The sequence below is a fragment of the Leptospira borgpetersenii serovar Javanica genome, assembly GCF_003046425.1.
Lineage (GTDB): Bacteria > Spirochaetota > Leptospiria > Leptospirales > Leptospiraceae > Leptospira > Leptospira borgpetersenii.
Genome location: NZ_QAJG01000036.1, coordinates 1 through 18,459 on the forward strand (window position 1 = coordinate 1; position 18,459 = coordinate 18,459).

At 40.8% G+C, this 18,459-nt stretch carries 9 protein-coding genes; 6 read left to right on the top strand and 3 right to left on the bottom strand.

Annotated features, from left to right (window positions below):
• The first annotated feature begins 142 nt into the window (after window positions 1–142).
• From CLV95_RS17315 to CLV95_RS17335, 4 genes are all read left to right on the top strand, one after another.
• Window positions 143–4,663 (top strand): TIR domain-containing protein, encoded by a 4,521-nt coding sequence (locus CLV95_RS17315; RefSeq protein ID WP_002732822.1) that lies wholly within the window; start codon window positions 143–145, stop codon window positions 4,661–4,663.
• Between the two features lie 651 nt (window positions 4,664–5,314).
• Window positions 5,315–8,614: an efflux RND transporter permease subunit gene (locus CLV95_RS17325; protein ID WP_002732840.1), complete on the top strand. Its 3,300-nt coding sequence runs from the start codon at window positions 5,315–5,317 to the stop codon at window positions 8,612–8,614.
• A 583-nt stretch (window positions 8,615–9,197) separates the two neighbouring features.
• Complete coding sequence (locus CLV95_RS17330; protein WP_002727065.1) at window positions 9,198–10,772, top strand: FAD-dependent thymidylate synthase; 1,575 nt, start codon at window positions 9,198–9,200, stop codon at window positions 10,770–10,772.
• A gap of 171 nt (window positions 10,773–10,943) precedes the next feature.
• The gene (locus tag CLV95_RS17335) at window positions 10,944–12,134 is read left to right on the top strand and encodes an amidohydrolase (protein WP_002727073.1); all 1,191 of its coding nucleotides are present in this window, start codon (window positions 10,944–10,946) and stop codon (window positions 12,132–12,134) included.
• 187 nt (window positions 12,135–12,321) lie between these two features.
• Here CLV95_RS17335 and CLV95_RS17340 read toward each other — a convergent pair whose 3' ends face one another.
• The 3 genes from CLV95_RS17340 to CLV95_RS17350 all read right to left on the bottom strand — a co-directional run bounded on the left by CLV95_RS17340 (window position 12,322) and on the right by CLV95_RS17350 (window position 15,977).
• Entirely contained in the window at window positions 12,322–14,532 is a 2,211-nt protein-coding gene (locus CLV95_RS17340; protein ID WP_002732827.1) for a cation:proton antiporter, read from the bottom strand.
• Window positions 14,533–14,612: 80 nt separating this feature from the next.
• Window positions 14,613–15,443, bottom strand: coding sequence for a penicillin-binding transpeptidase domain-containing protein (locus CLV95_RS17345; protein WP_002732820.1), 831 nt, complete (start codon window positions 15,441–15,443; stop codon window positions 14,613–14,615).
• Between the two features lie 15 nt (window positions 15,444–15,458).
• Window positions 15,459–15,977, bottom strand: a complete 519-nt coding sequence (locus CLV95_RS17350) for a hypothetical protein (protein WP_002727112.1) — start codon at window positions 15,975–15,977, stop codon at window positions 15,459–15,461.
• Window positions 15,978–16,231: 254 nt separating this feature from the next.
• Here CLV95_RS17350 and CLV95_RS17355 point away from each other — a divergent pair, with 254 nt between their 5' ends.
• Window positions 16,232–17,383 carry a DNA methyltransferase gene (locus tag CLV95_RS17355; RefSeq protein ID WP_002727084.1) on the top strand — a complete coding sequence of 384 codons (1,152 nt, stop codon included), beginning with the start codon at window positions 16,232–16,234 and terminating at the stop codon, window positions 17,381–17,383.
• Window positions 17,384–17,649: 266 nt separating this feature from the next.
• On the top strand, window positions 17,650–18,444 hold the full coding sequence (gene flgG, locus CLV95_RS17360; RefSeq protein ID WP_002732832.1) for a flagellar basal-body rod protein FlgG: 795 nt from the start codon (window positions 17,650–17,652) through the stop codon (window positions 18,442–18,444).
• The last annotated feature ends 15 nt before the right edge of the window (window positions 18,445–18,459 follow it).

Consider the following 18,459-nt stretch of genomic DNA (forward strand, 5'->3'; position numbering starts at 1 on the left):
GGAAAGAAAATCTGAAAATTATCTTGCATCTCTTTATCTCGCAAGCTCGATCATTGCTTTTAACTTTTTTGATAGGTAGTTTTGAGACCGGCTCTTAGTATTATAATAAGCTCTTCTTCAATATTCATCCATGGAGTCATTTGTGCATCCTTCAAAAATTGCCTCGTTATTTATTTGCTACAGTTTTGATCAAATTGATTGGACCAGGGAAATTGGGAGTAAGATTAATACAATTTACGATGGCAAGATTAATGCATGGTGGGATGAAAGAAAGTCGACGGGAGATTATTGGGATAATATTATAAATCAAAAATTATCTGAGGCTGATGTCTTTTTATTAATTCTTTCGCCAGGTTTTTTTAAATCGGATTATATTCAAAATACAGAATTGCCTATTATCATTAGAAGACATGAATCTGAAAAAATCAGAGTCATTCCTATTATTGCATCAAAGATTAATTTTGAACAATTCAAAGAATCATGGTTAAATGAGATTGACGTCTTTCCGCATCGTGGATTGCAAACAATTAACCAATTACAACCCGATGAAATAGATAATTGGATTAGAAACCTCTCCATTGAACCAGTGTGGCGAAGAATGGAAATGGAATTTAGGCGAATTAGCATAAGAACTCTTAGTCGTCCATTTCAGTATGATCTGCAGCTACCGGATGGTTCTGGTTATATTATTGAGCGAAATGAAATTGAAGAATTAGAAAACTGGAACGTAAGAGAAAATGATCAAAAAATAGCGTTCTTGATTGGTGAAGCTGGCTCCGGTAAGAGTTCAATTCTTTATCAATATGCTTCAAGAAATGTCGAAACCGGAAGAATTTTGTATATAGATGTGAGAGAATATAGTAATACTAAGAATTATTCTGATTTTATTCAGGTACTTGAAATATCTTATGAAGAGGAAAATTTTTTCAAACAAATTGAAAAACTAGATTCTTTAACTATTTGTATAGATTCCTTAGACGTGGTTTGTTGGAATCCTAAAACTTTTAATTTTTTCCTACAATTAATCTACCGCCTATATTCGTTTTCGAATATTCGATTCGTTCTTGCCTGTAGAATTTTTGATTTAAAAAACAACGGAGATCTTTTAATTCTTAAAGATCAATCGAAGGTTTTTCATTTGGAGAAGTTGCCTCGCGAAATTACGGAGAGCATTTTACTCAAAGCTGGTTTTTTATTTACTAATAAAAAAGATGAAAAGAACGAGATTCTTGAATTTTTTAGTCTTCCTCTCTATCTAAAAATGCTGCTTATGCTTAATGTATCAGAGTCCTCTTCTCTACTAGATCTTTCCAAGGAGACGGCCTTATATGAAAGAATTTGGAATGATAAGGTAAACGGAAAAAATAAACACATAGACGAACGCTCATCACCACAGGAGAGAGCTATTCTTTGCTATCGACTTTCCGAACAATCACTAAATCGAAGGCAATTAGATATTCCTTTGTCAATTCTAAAAAATAGTGGAGGTTATACTGTAGATGCGGATGAAGTCTTAAAAAGCGAAGGTTTCATACAAGGGGAATTTGCAAGAGGTTTTTTTCATCAAACGGTTCTCGATCATGTAACAGTATGCAGAGTTCGTGAGAATGGAGAAGATCCTTATAAATTTGTTAAGAGTTATTTGAATGACTTTTTTTCGCAACCTATCTTGCGAGTCTATCTATCCTATCTACATCTTGAAATTAATCCAAGAATTCGAAAGGAATATATTCAAAGTATTGAAAAAATACTTATTGATAAAGGCATTTCAAGAATTTGGAAATTAAATGCAATTCGTTTTTTAGCTGAATTAAGTACGCCTGTTCAAGATGAAATAGATCTATTGGATAAACTACTCATACCAGATTCCATTTTTGAAATTTATTTTATTCAATATTTTCATCCGAATTGGTTGCCGATCCTTCTAAATCTTAAATATACGGATCGATTACCTTTATCAAAGAATGGTATGGCTCATTTTCGTTTGTTAAAAGCCTTAACTAAATTAGCCGAATCAAATAAAGAATTAAATTACTTTGTTTTATTTGCAAAAGAATTATTTAAACATTTTCAGTTAAATTCGGCTCGTGATATACACCAATTTCTTCTGCGGTTAAAAAGAGAAGATAGAATAAGTCTTTTTCCTCAATACGTAAATTATTTAATACATCCTGAAGCTGTTAAAGATAAATCCGTCCGCTTTTTAAGCAAAGATCACTGGGAGCTTTTTCAGTCGGTGTTAATAATATTTCCGGATTTAGTATTAAATTCAATTCTCAACGCGGAATTCAATTTTATTTCGTATGAGAATAATTTTGAAGTCTTAATTCAAGGTATACTTCAAGCTCATCCTAACTTAATAAAATCAATATTAACTCATTTTGTCAATCTTCTCGTAAAAAGAAAGAAAATTCATTATAATTTTATAAATTCTGAAGAAGAAAATACCCGAGATTCAAGTTTTGAAGGCAGAATGCGTGAAAACAACTTGGAGCTTACTTACGAATCTGATATAGTTTGCGTTTATTATTACGATCAAAATACATTTTATCCCGAAATTACCGATCAAAATCATTATTGGGCAAATGCAATTGAGACATCTTGCATTTTTCATGCAAGAAAAGGGTCATTGGAATATCCTGTACTATATCGAAAACTATTAAGCACTCCTTTCGAAACTCCAGTAAGGATCGCGTTACTTTCTGCATTGGAATATAAAAATGAAAAGTTATATTTAGATTTTTATTTAAATCCAAACTACTTTAAACTTTCAAGTATAGGACCGATGCTTATTCAAAATTTATCCTATATTCGAGATCGTCTATCTGATGCTGAATGGTCTTCAATTGAAAACTCAATTCATTTGGTCGCTGCCTATCGTTTAACTCAGTACGGTAAAGATTCTGCGTCAAATTTTTATATTGAGGTAAGGACTAGCTTAAGAGAAAGTTCTGTTTCGCAAAAGATGAAAAGAAAATTTATATGGGCCGAAGCGATATATAAAAAGAGAATCGATAATTGGAATAAAGAAAATATCCATGATCAAGTATTGATTCCTGAATTTATTGAATTGGAAGCGAGACCAGATGGTATAAGCGACGTTGTAATGGCAGGGGCCGCATTCTCTGAAGAGGACTATTTAACTAAACCGTTGCAAGAACGTTTGCAATTATTAATTGATCACGGGCCCGGAAGTAAGAGCGATCGTTCTTTGGGTTCTTGGTGGGTTGGGTGCGGTTTCGTTATAGAGGATATTTATCTTAAAAATCCGTTATTTATGCAGGAAGATCTCATTAGCATAGCGGAACGAACGGAGCTTCTTCCTTATAGATGTTTTTTAATTAGAGCAATTACTACCTATACTCAAAAAAAATTGGTAACGCCTTCTACTCCTGATGAAAGCTCAAAAAATGAAGCCGTGATGGGCGATCAGGCGATTGAAAATATTAGTAAAAACGTTCTTTTGCTAACTGAAAGAGATCGATCCGATTTAGGAAGGGACTATGCGACCCCAATCTCTGATTTTCTGGACTTTATTTGTGTTTCGTATAAGATTTTTTCACCGAAAATTCGGAGATTGATTCGAAACAAATTTCATGCTCATCTTCCAAATATCGTGGAAATAGAGGCGCACCTTAAATCTATTAAAGATGAAGATAGGGGATGGAGTGCTTTGAATACGAGCGTAAATACACAAATTGGTAAGGCTATCGAAGCCGCATCAATAATTCTTTATTATGAAAAAGAAGCTCCGATTGAATTAGACTTAATAGTAAGAATGTCAAAATCGAAAGAAATCTCAAATAGAGTCGGGGTAGCAGCTCGATTAATATATCTTAAAAATGAACACCGCGAAGTTGCCGAGCAAATTCTTAATGACTGGGATCAAGCTAAAGATTTAGTCGCGTTACAATTCGGAATAAGATATTTTCAACGGGGTTACCCTTCGGAAATTCCCAGCATATTAGATTATTTGAGTAAGTGGATTCAATACGTTGAAAACGAAATTGTAAACGATGATAATCGGAAAAGACTTCCGCACTATTCGCTAAGTGCAGAATCTGTTAAACTACTATTACATTTTGCATCATCAGAAGAAAGAGCCAGGGAATTATTAGAATATATTTTCAATCAAAATGTTCCTGACACTTATTTATTACGAATAACTGCAATTTATTATATTTTTGATCATTGCCTTGACCCCTTAACCGAATATTATTCGCAGCTTTTAGAGCGGATGTCAATAGATCCTGTACCAGCGGTCCGAGAAAGTTTAATTCCAAGTATTTGGCAAAGTAAAGATCATTTACAGAAGAGTGAGCGAAATAAAATCCATAATTATCCGGAGTTGGCTCGAAAGATATTCTTGAATGCAATAAAAAGAGGTAATCTAAGCGACGATTTTTTGCCACATCTCATCTCTGAACATGTTTCGCAGACATGGAAGGCTTCTCCTGAATGGGCCGTTGAGATTTTCGAATTGATAATTCTAGAAAATAAGGTTGTTTTTTATGAACATGATCTTTCAAATTTTGCACAAACGATTAAATCAATTTATTTATTCGAAAAGGAACTTCAGAATCGATGTTCCGAATTATTAAACTATTGTATAGATAAGGGGTGGGATGGATTGGATGATTTATTTGGCTTAGGCAGAGGCTGAAAGATATAAAGATATGTAAGATAACTTTTGCTTTCATTGTACAACATTTCTGCAAAAGTGCAGTTAGTTAAACATAGTGACGATTACTTACATCGAAATTGTTTTATGTGTAACTGATAATATTGGAACGACAGAGTGTTGGCTATCCCTTTGATCAATAGTATGAAAATTATTAAGATTATTGTTCTTGTAGCGCAGATTGATATAAGGAGAGTATCAGCAAAACTGTGTAAATGACATATTTTAAAAAGAATCCATTTTCAACCGATCGGGGAAAAGAATCGAAAACTGGTTCATCGCTTTCCTCCAATCTTGAATCGGCATTATCCATAACATCGTAAGCTCGATACGTTATTGATCAAGCAAGCCGTCTTTTTTACAATGATGTTCGGCTTCATCAGCATTGAGCCCTTTTTACTCCTTATTTCGTTCATCAAACAGCCTGATTTCTGTAAACTTGATTTTAGGTCTTTACACACTTTGCTGTAACGATTGATCGTTGTCATTTTTTTTCACCTCTTCCTGACAACTGTTCTAGGACGCTATCCACTACCTTTCTCCACGAATTCATGTTATTCAAAAAAAACTTTCATCTCCGGCCTCGAACGGCTTTCCTGTCCATATTGTCTTTTTTAGAGATTTGTCACACTCATGATTGATAAACTGATCCGAGCTTCGATTAAAAACAGGGCCTTGGTTCTGGTTCTGACATTCATGATTACCCTTGTGGGGATTTACAACGCGTATTATCTTTCGATCGACGCGATCCCGGACGTGACCAACGTTCAGGTTTCCGCGGTTACTTCCTCTCCCGCTCTTTCTCCTCTCGAAGTGGAACAGTTCATTACGTATCCGATCGAGATGGAATTTACTGGTCTTCCCAATGTCACTGAAATCCGTTCCATCTCTAGAGCCGGGGTGAGTTCAGTGACAGTCGTTTTCAAGGACGGTACGGATATCTACTTTGCGAGGCAACTCGTAAATGAGAGAATTAAACAAGCGGAAGCGATCATTCCTCCGGGTTATGGAAGGCCCGAACTCTCTCCGATTGCGACTGGTCTTGGTGATATTTACGAATTCGTTCTCACGTCGGATCGGCATTCTCCGGAGGAATTAAGAACCTATATGGATTGGGAACTTGCTCGTGAGGTTAAGTCCGTGGAGGGGATCATCGATGTGAATATCATCGGAGGCCAGGTTCGTCAGTACCAAGTTAAGATCGATCCGAAAAGACTCGCGGTTCATAACCTCACTCTTTCTCAAATTTACGGAAAATTGGAATCTGCGAACCAAAACACGGGGGGCGGTTACATCTCCAAAAACTCGGAACAGATCGTGATTCGAGGTGAAAGCCAGTACAAATCCATCGAAGATATAAAAAATACAGCGGTTACGACTGCTGGCGATGGAATTCCACTTTTGTTAGGTCAGATCGCGGAAGTGGAAATTGGTCCAGCTCTTCGCTTCGGTCTCGTGACCAAGGATTCCAAGGGAGAAGTGGTCGGTGCTACTGCCATGATGCTCATGGGTCAGAACTCCCTTGAAGTCGTAAAGAAGGTCAAAGTAAGAATCCAAGAAATCAAGGAAAGACTTCCTCCCGGAATGAGAATCGAAACCTTTTACGACCGTTCCGAGTTTATCGGAAGAACGTTAGGCACCATATTTACGAATCTCGCCGAAGCGGCGGTGCTCGTCGTAATCGTATTGATCCTCGCCCTCGGAACCGTGAAAGGCGCATTACTGGTCTCTTTGGCGATTCCGATTCCGATGCTTGTCGCCACGATTTTTATGAATGCATTCGGAATCGTGGGGAATCTAATGTCCCTCGGGGCTCTTGACTTTGGTCTTCTTGTGGACGGAACAATCGTGATGCTCGAATCGATTCTCCACGGTTTTATCTTAAAACGTTCTTTTTACGAGATGCAGACAAAGCTAGGAGATAGGGAACTTGCCGCGGAGGAAATCATCACCGACGCTTGCGTTCGTGTGGGCCGTGCGGCCACCTTTTCGGTCGCGATCATTCTGCTCGTTTATCTTCCACTGATGAGTTTGGAAGGAGTGGAAGGAAGGATGTTCAAACCGATGGCGATTACCGTAGCACTTGCGCTCGGCGCCGCTCTTTTATTTTCCCTGACCACCTTTCCCGCAGCGGCGAGTATTATCTTTAAGAACCCGATTTTTTTTCACAGTAAGTATTGGGACATCATCACGGAAAAATACAAACTTCTACTCAATTTCGGGATGTCCCATAAAAAAGAATTCTGTTATGCGGGTGTCGGAGTCGTCGTATTTGCGTTGCTCTTGGCTTCTACCTTGGGTTCTGAATTTTTACCTCGAATCGATGAGGGAGAAATCGCGATCGATATCAAACGTCTTCCTTCCACTTCTCTCAATTATTCCAGGGACACGAACTCCGATATGGAAGCAGTCTTAAAAAAGTTTCCGGAAATACTCGGAGTCGTTTCCAGAATGGGAAGGGGGGAGTCCGCCGCGGAACCGGTTGGCACTGACGAGGGTGAGGCGATGGTAAAGTTGAAACCTCGCAAGGAATGGACAACTGCAGAAGACAGAGAAGAACTCATGACTAAAATGAAGGACGAGATCTTAAGGTTTATCCCTTCCAGTACGATTAGTTTGTCTCAACCGATCGAAAACAGAGTCAACGCGCTTCTTTCCGGATCGAAGGCCGACGTAGTGATCAAAATCTACGGAGACGATCTCGTAAAACTCAAGGACATCGCAGGCCAATTCGCAAATAAACTCAAGAGTGTTCCGGGAGTTGCGGATCTGCGCGTGCAAAGAGTATTGGGACTTCCTCTTATAGAGATCAAGGTCGATCGGGAAAACATGGCGCGTTACGGAGTTCAGGCCGAAGAAATTCTTGCGACCGTGGAAGCGCTCCGATTAGGCAGACAAACCGGAAAGGTATTCGAAGGTTTTAAAAGATTTGATCTTGTGGTTCGTTTGAAAATCGATGCGACCGATTTGGAACAAGTGGAAAACATTCCCGTCTTTACTTCTTCCGGGTCCACGGTTCCTCTCGGTCAGGTTGCGGAAATCAAACTCGTGGAAGGTCCCGCCGCTATTTATAGGGAATCTCTCAAAAGAAGAATCATGGTGGAAACCAACATTCGAGGAAGAGATCTCGTGGGCTTTGTCAACGAGGCTCAAAAAGTTACCGGGGAAATCGAAAAGAATCTTCCTCCGGGTTACAGAACCGATTGGGGAGGGCAGTTTGAAAACTTCACTCGAGCAAAAGAAAGACTTGCTTTGGTCGTTCCAATCGCCCTTGCGATCATATTTTTTATGCTGATAGCGGCGTTCGGGAGCATCTATTACGCGTTAGGCGTTTTTATCGTAGTCCCTCTTGCCGTTTCAGGGGGAATTATCGGTCTTGTAATCCGAGGTCTTCCTTTTAGTATTCCCGCCGGAGTCGGGTTTATTGCGGTGAGCGGGATCGCCGTTTTGAACGGAGTCGTCTATGCATCTACTCTTCGGGAAGAGTTGGAAAAGGGAGCATCGATCACGGATGCGGTTTATCTCGCGGGGATTCATTCCCTTCGTCCTGTAATGACCACGGAAGTTATAGCCGCGATCGGTTTTATTCCGATGGCGATTTCCACGATGGCAGGCGCGGAAGTGCAAAGACCTCTTGCAACGGTAGTAATCTTCGGAGTCATCGTCGCCACGGTTTTTTCTCGCGTTCTTCTTCCGATCGTCATGGAGTATCTTTTAAATCTATACGAAAGTCAGGAAAGAAGAAAGTCCGCAAAACGCAGACTCTTGGAAAAACGCACTTTCGGAAACCAAGGCCATAGTTTCGCTCACGATAACAGCGAGTGGTTGGAAGTTCACTCGGAGGCTCAGGAAATCGTCACGGAAGAAGAATCTTGGGAAACAGCCTCGAAAAAGAAAAAAGTTTCCAAAACAAAAAAGGGAAAGAAGAATTAAGTCGGCTTGAAGTCGTTTCCAAAAATCTCGCTCAACGAATGGTTCTGTGGAGACGATTAAACGATCGGTGCTGATCTTCGTACTATAAAATGTCACTCGAATTGCACGTGAAATTCGGGCTGATTTAGGGTGCTCGAGAAAACTTAATCTCGCTCATCTTAGCTACGCTAAGAGTCTTCGCCTGGCGCTTTCGCTGGCTACGACTATCTCGCTCCCTACCATAACGTTACCCACAAATACTTGGATCTGAAGATAAATCTGTGGGAATTACTACAAATCCTCTGTGAAACTTACGCCCCACCCTGATTTTGGGTGGAGGGGAGAGGCGGTGGGAAGACTCGGGAGGTTTTCTTTACCACAAAATCATACTTCTTGCAAGTAAAAAGCCTCATTCTTGTCGGAACACTTGAAAAATATCAGTTTTTGATCCTTATGATCCCAAAAGCCTTCTTAACTTGTGGGTAAGGTTATGGCTCCCTACGGGTCGCTCGATAAGCAGAAATCCGCCGAAAAAAGAGTTTTCGATGAGCTTTCTCATCTTAGGATAGCCTATAGGGGACATAGTCCCGTTCGGAGATTCCCGATGTCAGCCCAAAAACCGATCGTTTCACTTTTGGATCATAGCAAGGATCCATTCAATCTTTCCATTGCTACGGCAAGGACCTGCTATTCTTCTAAAGGAATTCTTCTCCCTTCCGATATGGTTGCGTCGGAAAAATCCATTGAAATTCGGGATAAAGTAGCTAAGTCCACGAAAAAGGCCGGACACCTTACCACTCGTCAGCATCCACAATTTATCTTTACTTTGGATAAGGTTTCTAGACAATTCGTGTGGTCTTTTCTGCATTCTCATCCGTTTTATAATTCCGAACAAGTTTCCCAGAGATATGTGGAAGTCAAAAAGGAGAATTACTACGTTCCCCCCGAGTTAAACGGAAAACTTTTAGAACTTTATCTGGATGCGGTGGATTTTGCAAGTCAGGCTTACTTTTCCTACACGGAAATCCTACATCCTTTTATCCAGGAAGAATACTTTCGGATCTACAAAGCCCGTGCCAATTATCCTGATAAGTGGCAGATTCCGATCAAAAAAAAATGTCTGGAAGTAGCGCGTTATCTGCTACCGCTTGGAACCTACACGTATCTCTATCATTCCATCAACGGGCTTACTCTACATCGTTATTACAGACTGATGAATTCCTACGACGTTCCGCAGGAACAAAGAGCCGTGGTCACGGAAATGGTCGATCAGGTTCGAGCTGTTGATCCTTTGTATGCGGACGAGATGGATGATCCGATTCCTCTTGAAGAAACGACCGAGTATCGCTACTTCGATTCCGTATTCGGTTCCGGCAAGAGAGAATTTCATCCGAAAGTCTCGGCGAACTTCGTAAAAGAATTCGATCAAGAACTTGGAACGAGATATTCCAGACTCGTTTCTTATTCTTCCAACGGTCCCGAGATTTTGGCGCAATCCGTCCGTTCTATATTAGGAATTCCTAAATCTTCTCTCGGCGATCAGGATGCTATAGATCTGGTTTTAAATCCCGCAAAAAACGGACATCTAACCTCTACTCTCAATGAAAACTCTATGAGTCCGATTTCCAGAGCCTTATTTAACGTTCAATATTCCTTCCAAAAAAGAATCTCTCACACAGCCGATAGTCAGGATCAAAGACATAGAATGGTTCCCGGTGGAAGACCGGTTCTCATGTCTCAGTATGCGGGAGTTCCGGATTATATCACTCCTTTCGTGGTTCAAAAATATCCTGAACTCAAAGAAAAATACGACGCGACTCATACTCGAGTTTTCGAGAAGTTGAATCGTTTTTTGGATGCGGGAGGTTCTCCGGAATACGGCACTTATCTTTTACCAAATAGTTTTCCGATTCGTTTTTACGAAAGCGGAGACCTTCTCAATCTACATCATAAATGGAGATCCAGAACCTGTTACAACGCTCAGGAAGAAATTTTCCAAGCCTCGGTGGAGGAGCTCACGGACGTGATGAAGGTTCATCCAGGGATCGCAAAGTGGATTAAGGCTCCTTGTTGGATTCGCCTTCAAGGAGAAGTAAAACCTTATTGCCCGGAAGGGGATCATTATTGCGGAACCCAGGTTTGGAAAAGGGAATTATCCGAATATTCGAGAGTGATTTAAGATCTTATTGTAAACCGAATTATCCAAAAGAGTACGGCGGCACATTTGCTTTGAACCTTAGAGCATACGAGAACAAAAGATCTTTTTTGCAAAGTTAAGGATATACTTTTGTAATTTGAGAGTTTTAAGCGAAATCTAAAATTCTTTCCTAAAACGGTTTAGGATAGTAAAATGGTTCGAATGAGACCTACAGTAACCACAGATCGAATCGAAGAACTCATACGTTATAGAAGGCAAATTCATAAACATCCGGAACTGAGATACGAGGAAAATCAAACCGCAGGTTATGTGATCGATCATTTGAAAAGTTTAGGTTTCCCTTTTCAGGATAAAATCGCGAAAACCGGAGTCGTATCCTTGATCGATTCCGGCAAACCCGGAAAAACGCTTCTCGTACGGGCGGATATGGATGCTTTACCTATCTTAGAGGAATCTCGCAAGGAATACAAATCTGTTCACGAAGGGATCATGCACGCCTGCGGTCACGATGCTCATACTTCCATTCTCATGGGACTTGCGACGGAAATCAAAGAGGACATCAGGTCCGTTATTCCCAAAGGAAAGGTTTTATTGGTATTCCAGCCTGCGGAAGAAGGCGGGCAGGGAGCAGATAGGATGATCGAAGAAGGCATATTAGAGAAGTATAACATAGATGCCGCCTTGGCTTTGCATGTGTGGAACCATATTCCCGTAGGAAAAGTAGGAGTCGTAGACGGACCGATGATGGCCGCCGTGGATGAATTCACGATTATCGTTTCCGGAATCAGCGGTCATGGGGCCATGCCTCAGCACACTGTGGATCCGATCGTAGTCGGGGCCCAGATCGTAAACGCGTTGCAGACTATCGTTTCTAGAAATACGGATCCTCTTGATTCTTGTGTGGTAACTGTCGGGAGTTTTCATGCAGGAAACGCGTTTAACGTGATTCCGGAAACCGCGGAATTAAAAGGAACCGTGAGAACGTATTCCAAAAGGATGTTCGAGGAAGTGCCTGAAAAATTGGAAAGAGTGGTTAGTGGAATTGCGTCTGCGCTTGGTGCGAAAGTTTCCATCCGCTACGAAAGAACCAATCAGCCCACTATCAACGATTCGGAAATAGCGAACATAGTCCGTAAAGCTTCGTTGAACGTTCTTGGCCCGGGAAGTGTAACGGAAGAAAACACGAAATCTATGGGAGGAGAAGATTTCTCCGCATTTCTTATGAAGGTTCCGGGTTGTTATTTTTTCGTAGGTTCTAGAAATGAAGAGAAAGGATTCGTTTATCCGCATCATAGTTCCAAGTTCGACATAGACGAGGATTCTCTGTCGATCGGTCTTAGCGTGCTCAAAGAGGCAATTAAAATCTATCACGAAGAAAACTGATTGAGATAACGTGAATTCGGCATAACAAATGTGAAAGCGATTATTATGCTGCGATCCATAGCGAGCCCATTTTGGTTTTAGTGCAGTCCGGCCTTTGTTTATAAAGGCCGAATCCGTCCGAACTTTCTTCTATAGAACTCACGTTAAGATAAGAAGTTCATTTCAATACGTTTTCTTCATTGAAAAATTATATTTCGGTTAGGAAGTCGTTCGTGGACCGAACTAGGAGAAGTCCTCCGCCTTTCGGAAGTTCGTTCACTCTGAATTCGGGATGATTTTCCCAGATGTCTAAATCACAAAGAATAAGATCGAATTCTTTCCAATCGAGTGAATCGCTTCCTGGAGTCAGGATTTTCACTTTTTCTTTTTTGAGATTTTGTTTAACCCGGGGCCGATCCACGGAGCCGTTCAAATCCACGATTGAAAGTTTAGAATTGTAATTGTCTACAAACCTTTTGGAGATGTGAAGAAGCCCGAGATCTTTTTCTTTGCCGAATAGAATACGAACGTTTTTCACATCCTCCAATTGGGAAGAAAATAGAATTCCTGTATTACAATTTGTTTCGTTCAGAATAGTTCGAATTTTTCCGCCGAGAATATCATCCGAAAAAAAGGAACGGGCCGCACCGATCAAGAGAAGTTTATAATTTCCTTCGTTTACGATTCGAATGATGTCCTTCGTAATGTTTGTGGAGGTTTTGTAGATCGTTTGGAGGTGTATATTCAAATCCTTGGAAAGTTCCTTGAGGGGGGTAAAACTCGAAGATTCGTATTTTTCGGCGTGAGATTCGGAAATATTGGAATCCGGAGATAAGTGAACGGCGGTTACCTCTCTCTCTTTTTTTTTCTCGGGAAAAAGTCCATAAGCGATCTTTAATAGTTCCAAACCTCTCGAATGTTGCGCAAAAGAAATAAGTATTCCGGTGTTGGCTTTGGTGAAGTTTTCTTTTGTAAAAAGGAATTCCACGAATTTGAGTCCGGGACCGGTCATAATCGTTGTGGCGAGAGCCATCAAAACCATCATCGAAAAAATTTCTTCGGATAAAACTCCTAAGTCGTAACCGATGTTCAAAACGATCAATTCCATCAGACCGCGGGTATTCATAAGAATACCGATTGAAAAGGAATCCTTCCAATTTTTACCGGACATACGGGATGCGATCGAACTTCCGCCTAACTTTCCTAAGACGGCTACAAAAAGGATTAGGAAAAAGACCGGCCAAAGACCTGAGCTTGACAGAAGACCGAATTTTGTCCTAAGTCCAGTAAATGCGAAAAAAAGAGGAAGCAAAACGGTAAGACTGAAGTCTTCAATTTTCTCCACCAGATTGTCTCTAAGTTCCTTTTTATCTGGCATCACGACTCCGGCTAGAAATGCGCCGAAGAGTGCATGAATTCCGATCGCTTCCGTGATCCAGGCCGAGAAGAAGATGAATAAAAAGAAGAACGCGGTGATCGTTTTTGTCATCGATTCTTTAGTAGTGTATAAGTTTCCGGCTCTTTTCATCAGAGGAAGGATTCCTTTCCACATTACCAACATATACGTTAGAGACATGACGATCATGAGAATTCCCGAGGAAAAGGAACCGGCGTTTACGATCGTGACGACGATCGCCAGGATACACCAAGCGGTCACGTCGTCGGCCGCGGCCGCGGTGAGTGCAAGACTTCCTAACGTAGTTTTGGTTAAACCTTTTTCCAGAATGATTCTCGCAAGTACCGGAAAGGCTGTAATACTCATGCCGATTCCCATAAAAAGACAGAATGCGATGAAATCGACTCCTTCCGGCGCCAAGGGAACGTAGATGAAATAGGCAAGACCTGCTCCTAAAAGAAACGGAAACATAATGCTCGAATGAGAGATGATTACTGCGGACTCGGCTTGGTTTTTTAGAATTTTAAGATCCAATTCCATGCCGATTACAAACATAAAAAGAAGAAGCCCGAGTTGACTTAAGATTTGAAGAGTGGATAAGGATTCTTTAGGAAATAAAAGTTGAAATCCTTCGGGAAATATCAGGCCGAGTAAAGAGGGGCCAAGAAGGATTCCGGCTAGAATTTCTCCTATCACGGAAGGTTGCCCTAAAAGTGTTGCGAGTTTACCGAAGAACCGGGCGGAAAGCATGATTATGATCAATTGAAGAAGAAGTCTTGAAATCGGCTGTCTCAGATGACCGGAAAAAATTTTGCCCATTGCTTCTACGTCTAGAAAATCCGGTCTTAAAGGAACGGTCTTTACGGGATAATTTTTTGCATTTGTGTTTTTTTCCGGCGAGATTTGGGAAGAGTGAAAGTTCTTCTTTTCCGGTTCCAGGTTTCGTCCGGTCTGAAGAATAAAGCCCAGAGACAAGACGAATAGGAAAATTAGAAAAATATAAAATAGCGATATTTTTTTCATCTGTTTGGAGGCATTTTAAGAACGAATTCCGGTTTCGTCATTCAGATTTTAGGAATCTCTCGATCTTTCAGGGATATCGATTAAGGAACGATGGATTCTTCCCGGAGGATTTGGGATGCAAGTGTCGCCGCTTCCAAGGGACTCGTCGGTTGTCCTAGAACTCGGACTCTCGTAAGAAGAAACCAGCGAACGTTCGTTTTTTGGAAAGAAACCCAAAACCAGGAATCGGTTTCGTCTTGGGTATAATAAAACGCAGAATCTGATCTATAATCTTCCACTCCGTTCCAATCTCCCGCAAGATCGTGACTCCCGCTTGCGTTCGAAAGAGTGCCGGGTATTCTTTTGAAAAGATCGAAAACGGTTTGAATCGTCTTTTTACGAAAAGGTGGAGAAGTTTCCTGAAGTCGGATTAAAAAGTCGGCGAATTCCGAAGGTGAGATCGTATAAGAGCCGTCCAACCAAAATGAATTTCGAGTGAACGGAACCTGAAACGTTCCGATTTTCTCCAGAAGCGGTTTTCCTTTTTCCGGTCCGATGTCGTTCCAAAGTTTTGCGAAATACCAGTGTACCGAATATTCCAAAGCGGATTTGAGATTCTGATCTTTCTGCCAACGAATGTAGGGATATCTTGTCTTATCCCAGAAAAAAAGAGACTGATCTGCTTTAAGATAACCGCTTTCCACGGACACAAGCGCTAAAACGGAATGAAATAGGGAAGAGGGGGGCGTTTTATAAGAACATTCGTTTTTTTGAAAGTAAATTTTGTCGTTCGCCGTTTGATTGATTAAGATTGCGCAGAGAAATTTACCTTTTCCGTTTAAACTCTTTTCGGAAAAAGATTTTGAGGAAGAGGTATTCTTACAGGAACAAAGCCAAAGAGCGTAGAGGATGGATATGACGATACTTTTCACTTGAAATCGAGTGAATCAAGTCCAAAGAGAGATGCCGATTAAAATGAATACGACCGGGATATAAACAAAAAAGAAATAGATTCTTCCTGCTTTTTTCCAAGGTTTTTGCATTTTGGGACGGATAATTTCCACGAGCTCTTCTTCGTTGGCTTGATAAAGGGAAGAGGAGTCATTCATCCCGAACAAATTAGCGGCGAGACGTTTGAGCACCTTTTCTCTGTGAGTCCGGATGTAGTCCCGACTCACAGAGACTAACGTTTTATTTTCGGAAAAAAGATTTCGAAATACGACCGGAATTTCGTAAAACTTTCCGATTAAAAGACTGGAAAGTCGAGTGAAAAGCCCCAGATAAAAAAGAGAAGCGTATTTTACGGCTTCCAACTTCAGGCCGAATACGATCACGAAACAAATTACATAGGCTCCGTAACCTACGATAAAACCGGCTCTTTCAAAAAATCGGTTCCAATAGATTTCTTTTTCAAATTCGAGATTCAGGGTTTCTAGGGAAGGGGTTAGGTAGTTTGTTCGGGTCATTGATGGATTCAAAAAAAAGAATATTCTCTTCTCGATCCATACAAAATTTCCTCTACGAAATGACAAATCAAATCGTGTTCGAATTTCTCATTAAAAAGACGAGTCAAAAAACTATGTCGTTTTAGACAGAATCAGATTTAGATTCTTTTTTTTGTGTATTCGTTTACGAGATTGTTTCCGTTTCCGAGCGATTCTTTTTTTCTCAGGGGAAAACTGCGAGAAGACCGAAAATCTTTTCATACGAGGTTTTTCGGATGTCGATCGCACTCAAAAGAAAAGAAAGAAAAATTCAAATCGGAGAATTTTGGACCTCTCGCCAGAGGCAATCTCATTCCATTCATTACGGTGTAAGTTATCGTGCCTCGTTTAAACCCGAACTCCCTGCATTTTTTTTGGATCGATACCTTTCTAAAAATAAGGGTGTCGTTTTGGATCCTTTCGGAGGTAGAGGTACTACTTCCATTCAAGCAAATTTGGAAGGCCACTTCGCAATTCACAATGATATCAGTCCGATGTCTTTGTTTCTTGCTAGGTCCAGACAAACAATTCCTTCTCTCGACAGTATGGAAAGAATTTTGGATCGACTCGATTTGAAAAAGAAAACCCAAGAAGAAAAAGAAGACAAGGATTTGCTCGCTTTTTATCATAAGGACACTCTAAACGAAATCAAAAATTTAAAACGAATTCTTTCTCGGGATCTTTCTCCGGAGATCCAATACATTGGGGTCACGGCTCTTTCCAGACTTCACGGACATAGTGATGGATTTTTTTCGGTTTACAGTTTTCCGCAGATTTCGATTCCTCCGACGGCTCAAAAACGAAACAATGAAAAAAGGGGAATCAAACCGGAATACAAGGAAATTAAATCTCGGATCTTGCAGAAAATGAAGCGGGATCTAAAGTCTCCACTTCCTCCGTTTTATCATGAATTTTCAGGCAGAAATCGTTATACGAATCATTCCTCTTTGTACCTGGAATCTATGGAGGATGGAATTGCGGATCTTGTCGTCACTTCTCCGCCTTTTCTTGATAAGGTGAACTATGAAGAGGATAATTGGCTTCGTTATTGGTTTTTGGATATAGAACTTCCGGATCATAAAAAGCCGAGTATTTTTTCCACTCTCGATGCTTGGATGGAATTTATCCGGGAAACTTTGAAAGAACTTTCCAGAGTTCTCAAGTCGAACGGGGTTTGTGTCATGGAAGTGGGGGATATCAAAAAGGGTTCCGCTGTTTTCAATTTGGACGAGTACGTGATTCAGGCCGCTTCCGCTTCCGGTTTAGAATGGGAAACGACTTTTATCAACGATCAAAAATTCACGAAACTTTCCAATTGCTGGAATGTATCGAATAACGAAAAAGGTACGAACTCAAATCGCTGCGTGGTCTTTCGGAATTTTAAGTAAATTTAGAGTTCCCGCTAAAACGTGGGAATTCATTTCTATAGAGATGTCTTATTCTTAAAAAATCCTTAAAATCGAACTGAAGTTTACTCGAATCAAGAATATCATACTCGGAACTGTCTTACGTTCAAGAAACATACTAATCTATGGGCGCTCGACCCCCACACATTTTTAGAATTCTGTCGCTTTTCCTAAAAATAGGGGCTTTGGACTTTATCAATTTCCGAAATCGACCGAACTAGAATGGAAGAAGAGGTTACCGGAATATGATGCGCTCACTCTGGACGGCTGCCACGGGAATGATTGCCCAGCAGTTTCATATCGATACGATTTCGAACAACTTAGCAAACGTGAATACGACCGGATTCAAAAAGAACCGCGCCGACTTTGAGGATTTGGTTTACCAACACCAAGTATTGGCCGGAACTCCGGCCACTTCGGTGAGCGAAATTCCCACCGGCGTTAACGTGGGTCATGGGGTGAGAGCTGCGGCTTCGCAAAAACTTTTTGAGATCGGTTCCTTTCAAGCGACCGGAAATAAATTGGATATGGCGATCACCGGAGAAATGGGTTTTTTTAAAATCCAAATGCCGGATGGGAGTTTTGCTTTCTCCAGAGACGGATCTTTTAAGATCGACTCGAACCAACAAGTAGTGACATCGAACGGATATCTTCTTGAACCGCCGCTTATTCTTCCCGAAGGAGCGATCTTGAACACACTGATGATTTCCGAACAGGGGGAAGTTACGGTAAAAGTTGGAGCGGATATCCGTCCGATCGTGATCGGTCAGGTGGAACTTTATCGTTTCGTAAACCCGGCGGGTCTTCAAGCGATCGGAAAAAACTTATTTCAAGAAACGGTGGCATCCGGGCCCGAAATTCCGGGAACTCCGGGTATGGAAGGGTTCGGAAACGTACTTCAGGGATTTTTGGAAATGAGTAACGTAAAAATCGTAGAAGAAATGGTGGCTATGATCGTTGCTCAGAGGGCTTACGAATCCAATTCGAAGGCTATCCAGACCTCGGACAATATGTTGTCCACTGCGATTTCCCTCAAGAGATAAGGACTTTATAAATTT

Excerpts from the sequence above, each read along its gene's own strand:
- CLV95_RS17325 (WP_002732840.1), top strand. The coding sequence starts at position 5,315 with ATGATTGATAAACTGATCCGAGCTTCGATTAAAAACAGGGCCTTGGTT.
- CLV95_RS17330 (WP_002727065.1), top strand. The coding sequence starts at position 9,198 with ATGTCAGCCCAAAAACCGATCGTTTCACTTTTGGATCATAGCAAGGAT.
- CLV95_RS17335 (WP_002727073.1), top strand. The coding sequence starts at position 10,944 with ATGGTTCGAATGAGACCTACAGTAACCACAGATCGAATCGAAGAACTC.
- CLV95_RS17340 (WP_002732827.1), bottom strand. The coding sequence starts at position 14,532 with ATGAAAAAAATATCGCTATTTTATATTTTTCTAATTTTCCTATTCGTC.
- CLV95_RS17350 (WP_002727112.1), bottom strand. The coding sequence starts at position 15,977 with ATGACCCGAACAAACTACCTAACCCCTTCCCTAGAAACCCTGAATCTC.
- CLV95_RS17355 (WP_002727084.1), top strand. The coding sequence starts at position 16,232 with ATGTCGATCGCACTCAAAAGAAAAGAAAGAAAAATTCAAATCGGAGAA.
- flgG (WP_002732832.1), top strand. The coding sequence starts at position 17,650 with ATGCGCTCACTCTGGACGGCTGCCACGGGAATGATTGCCCAGCAGTTT.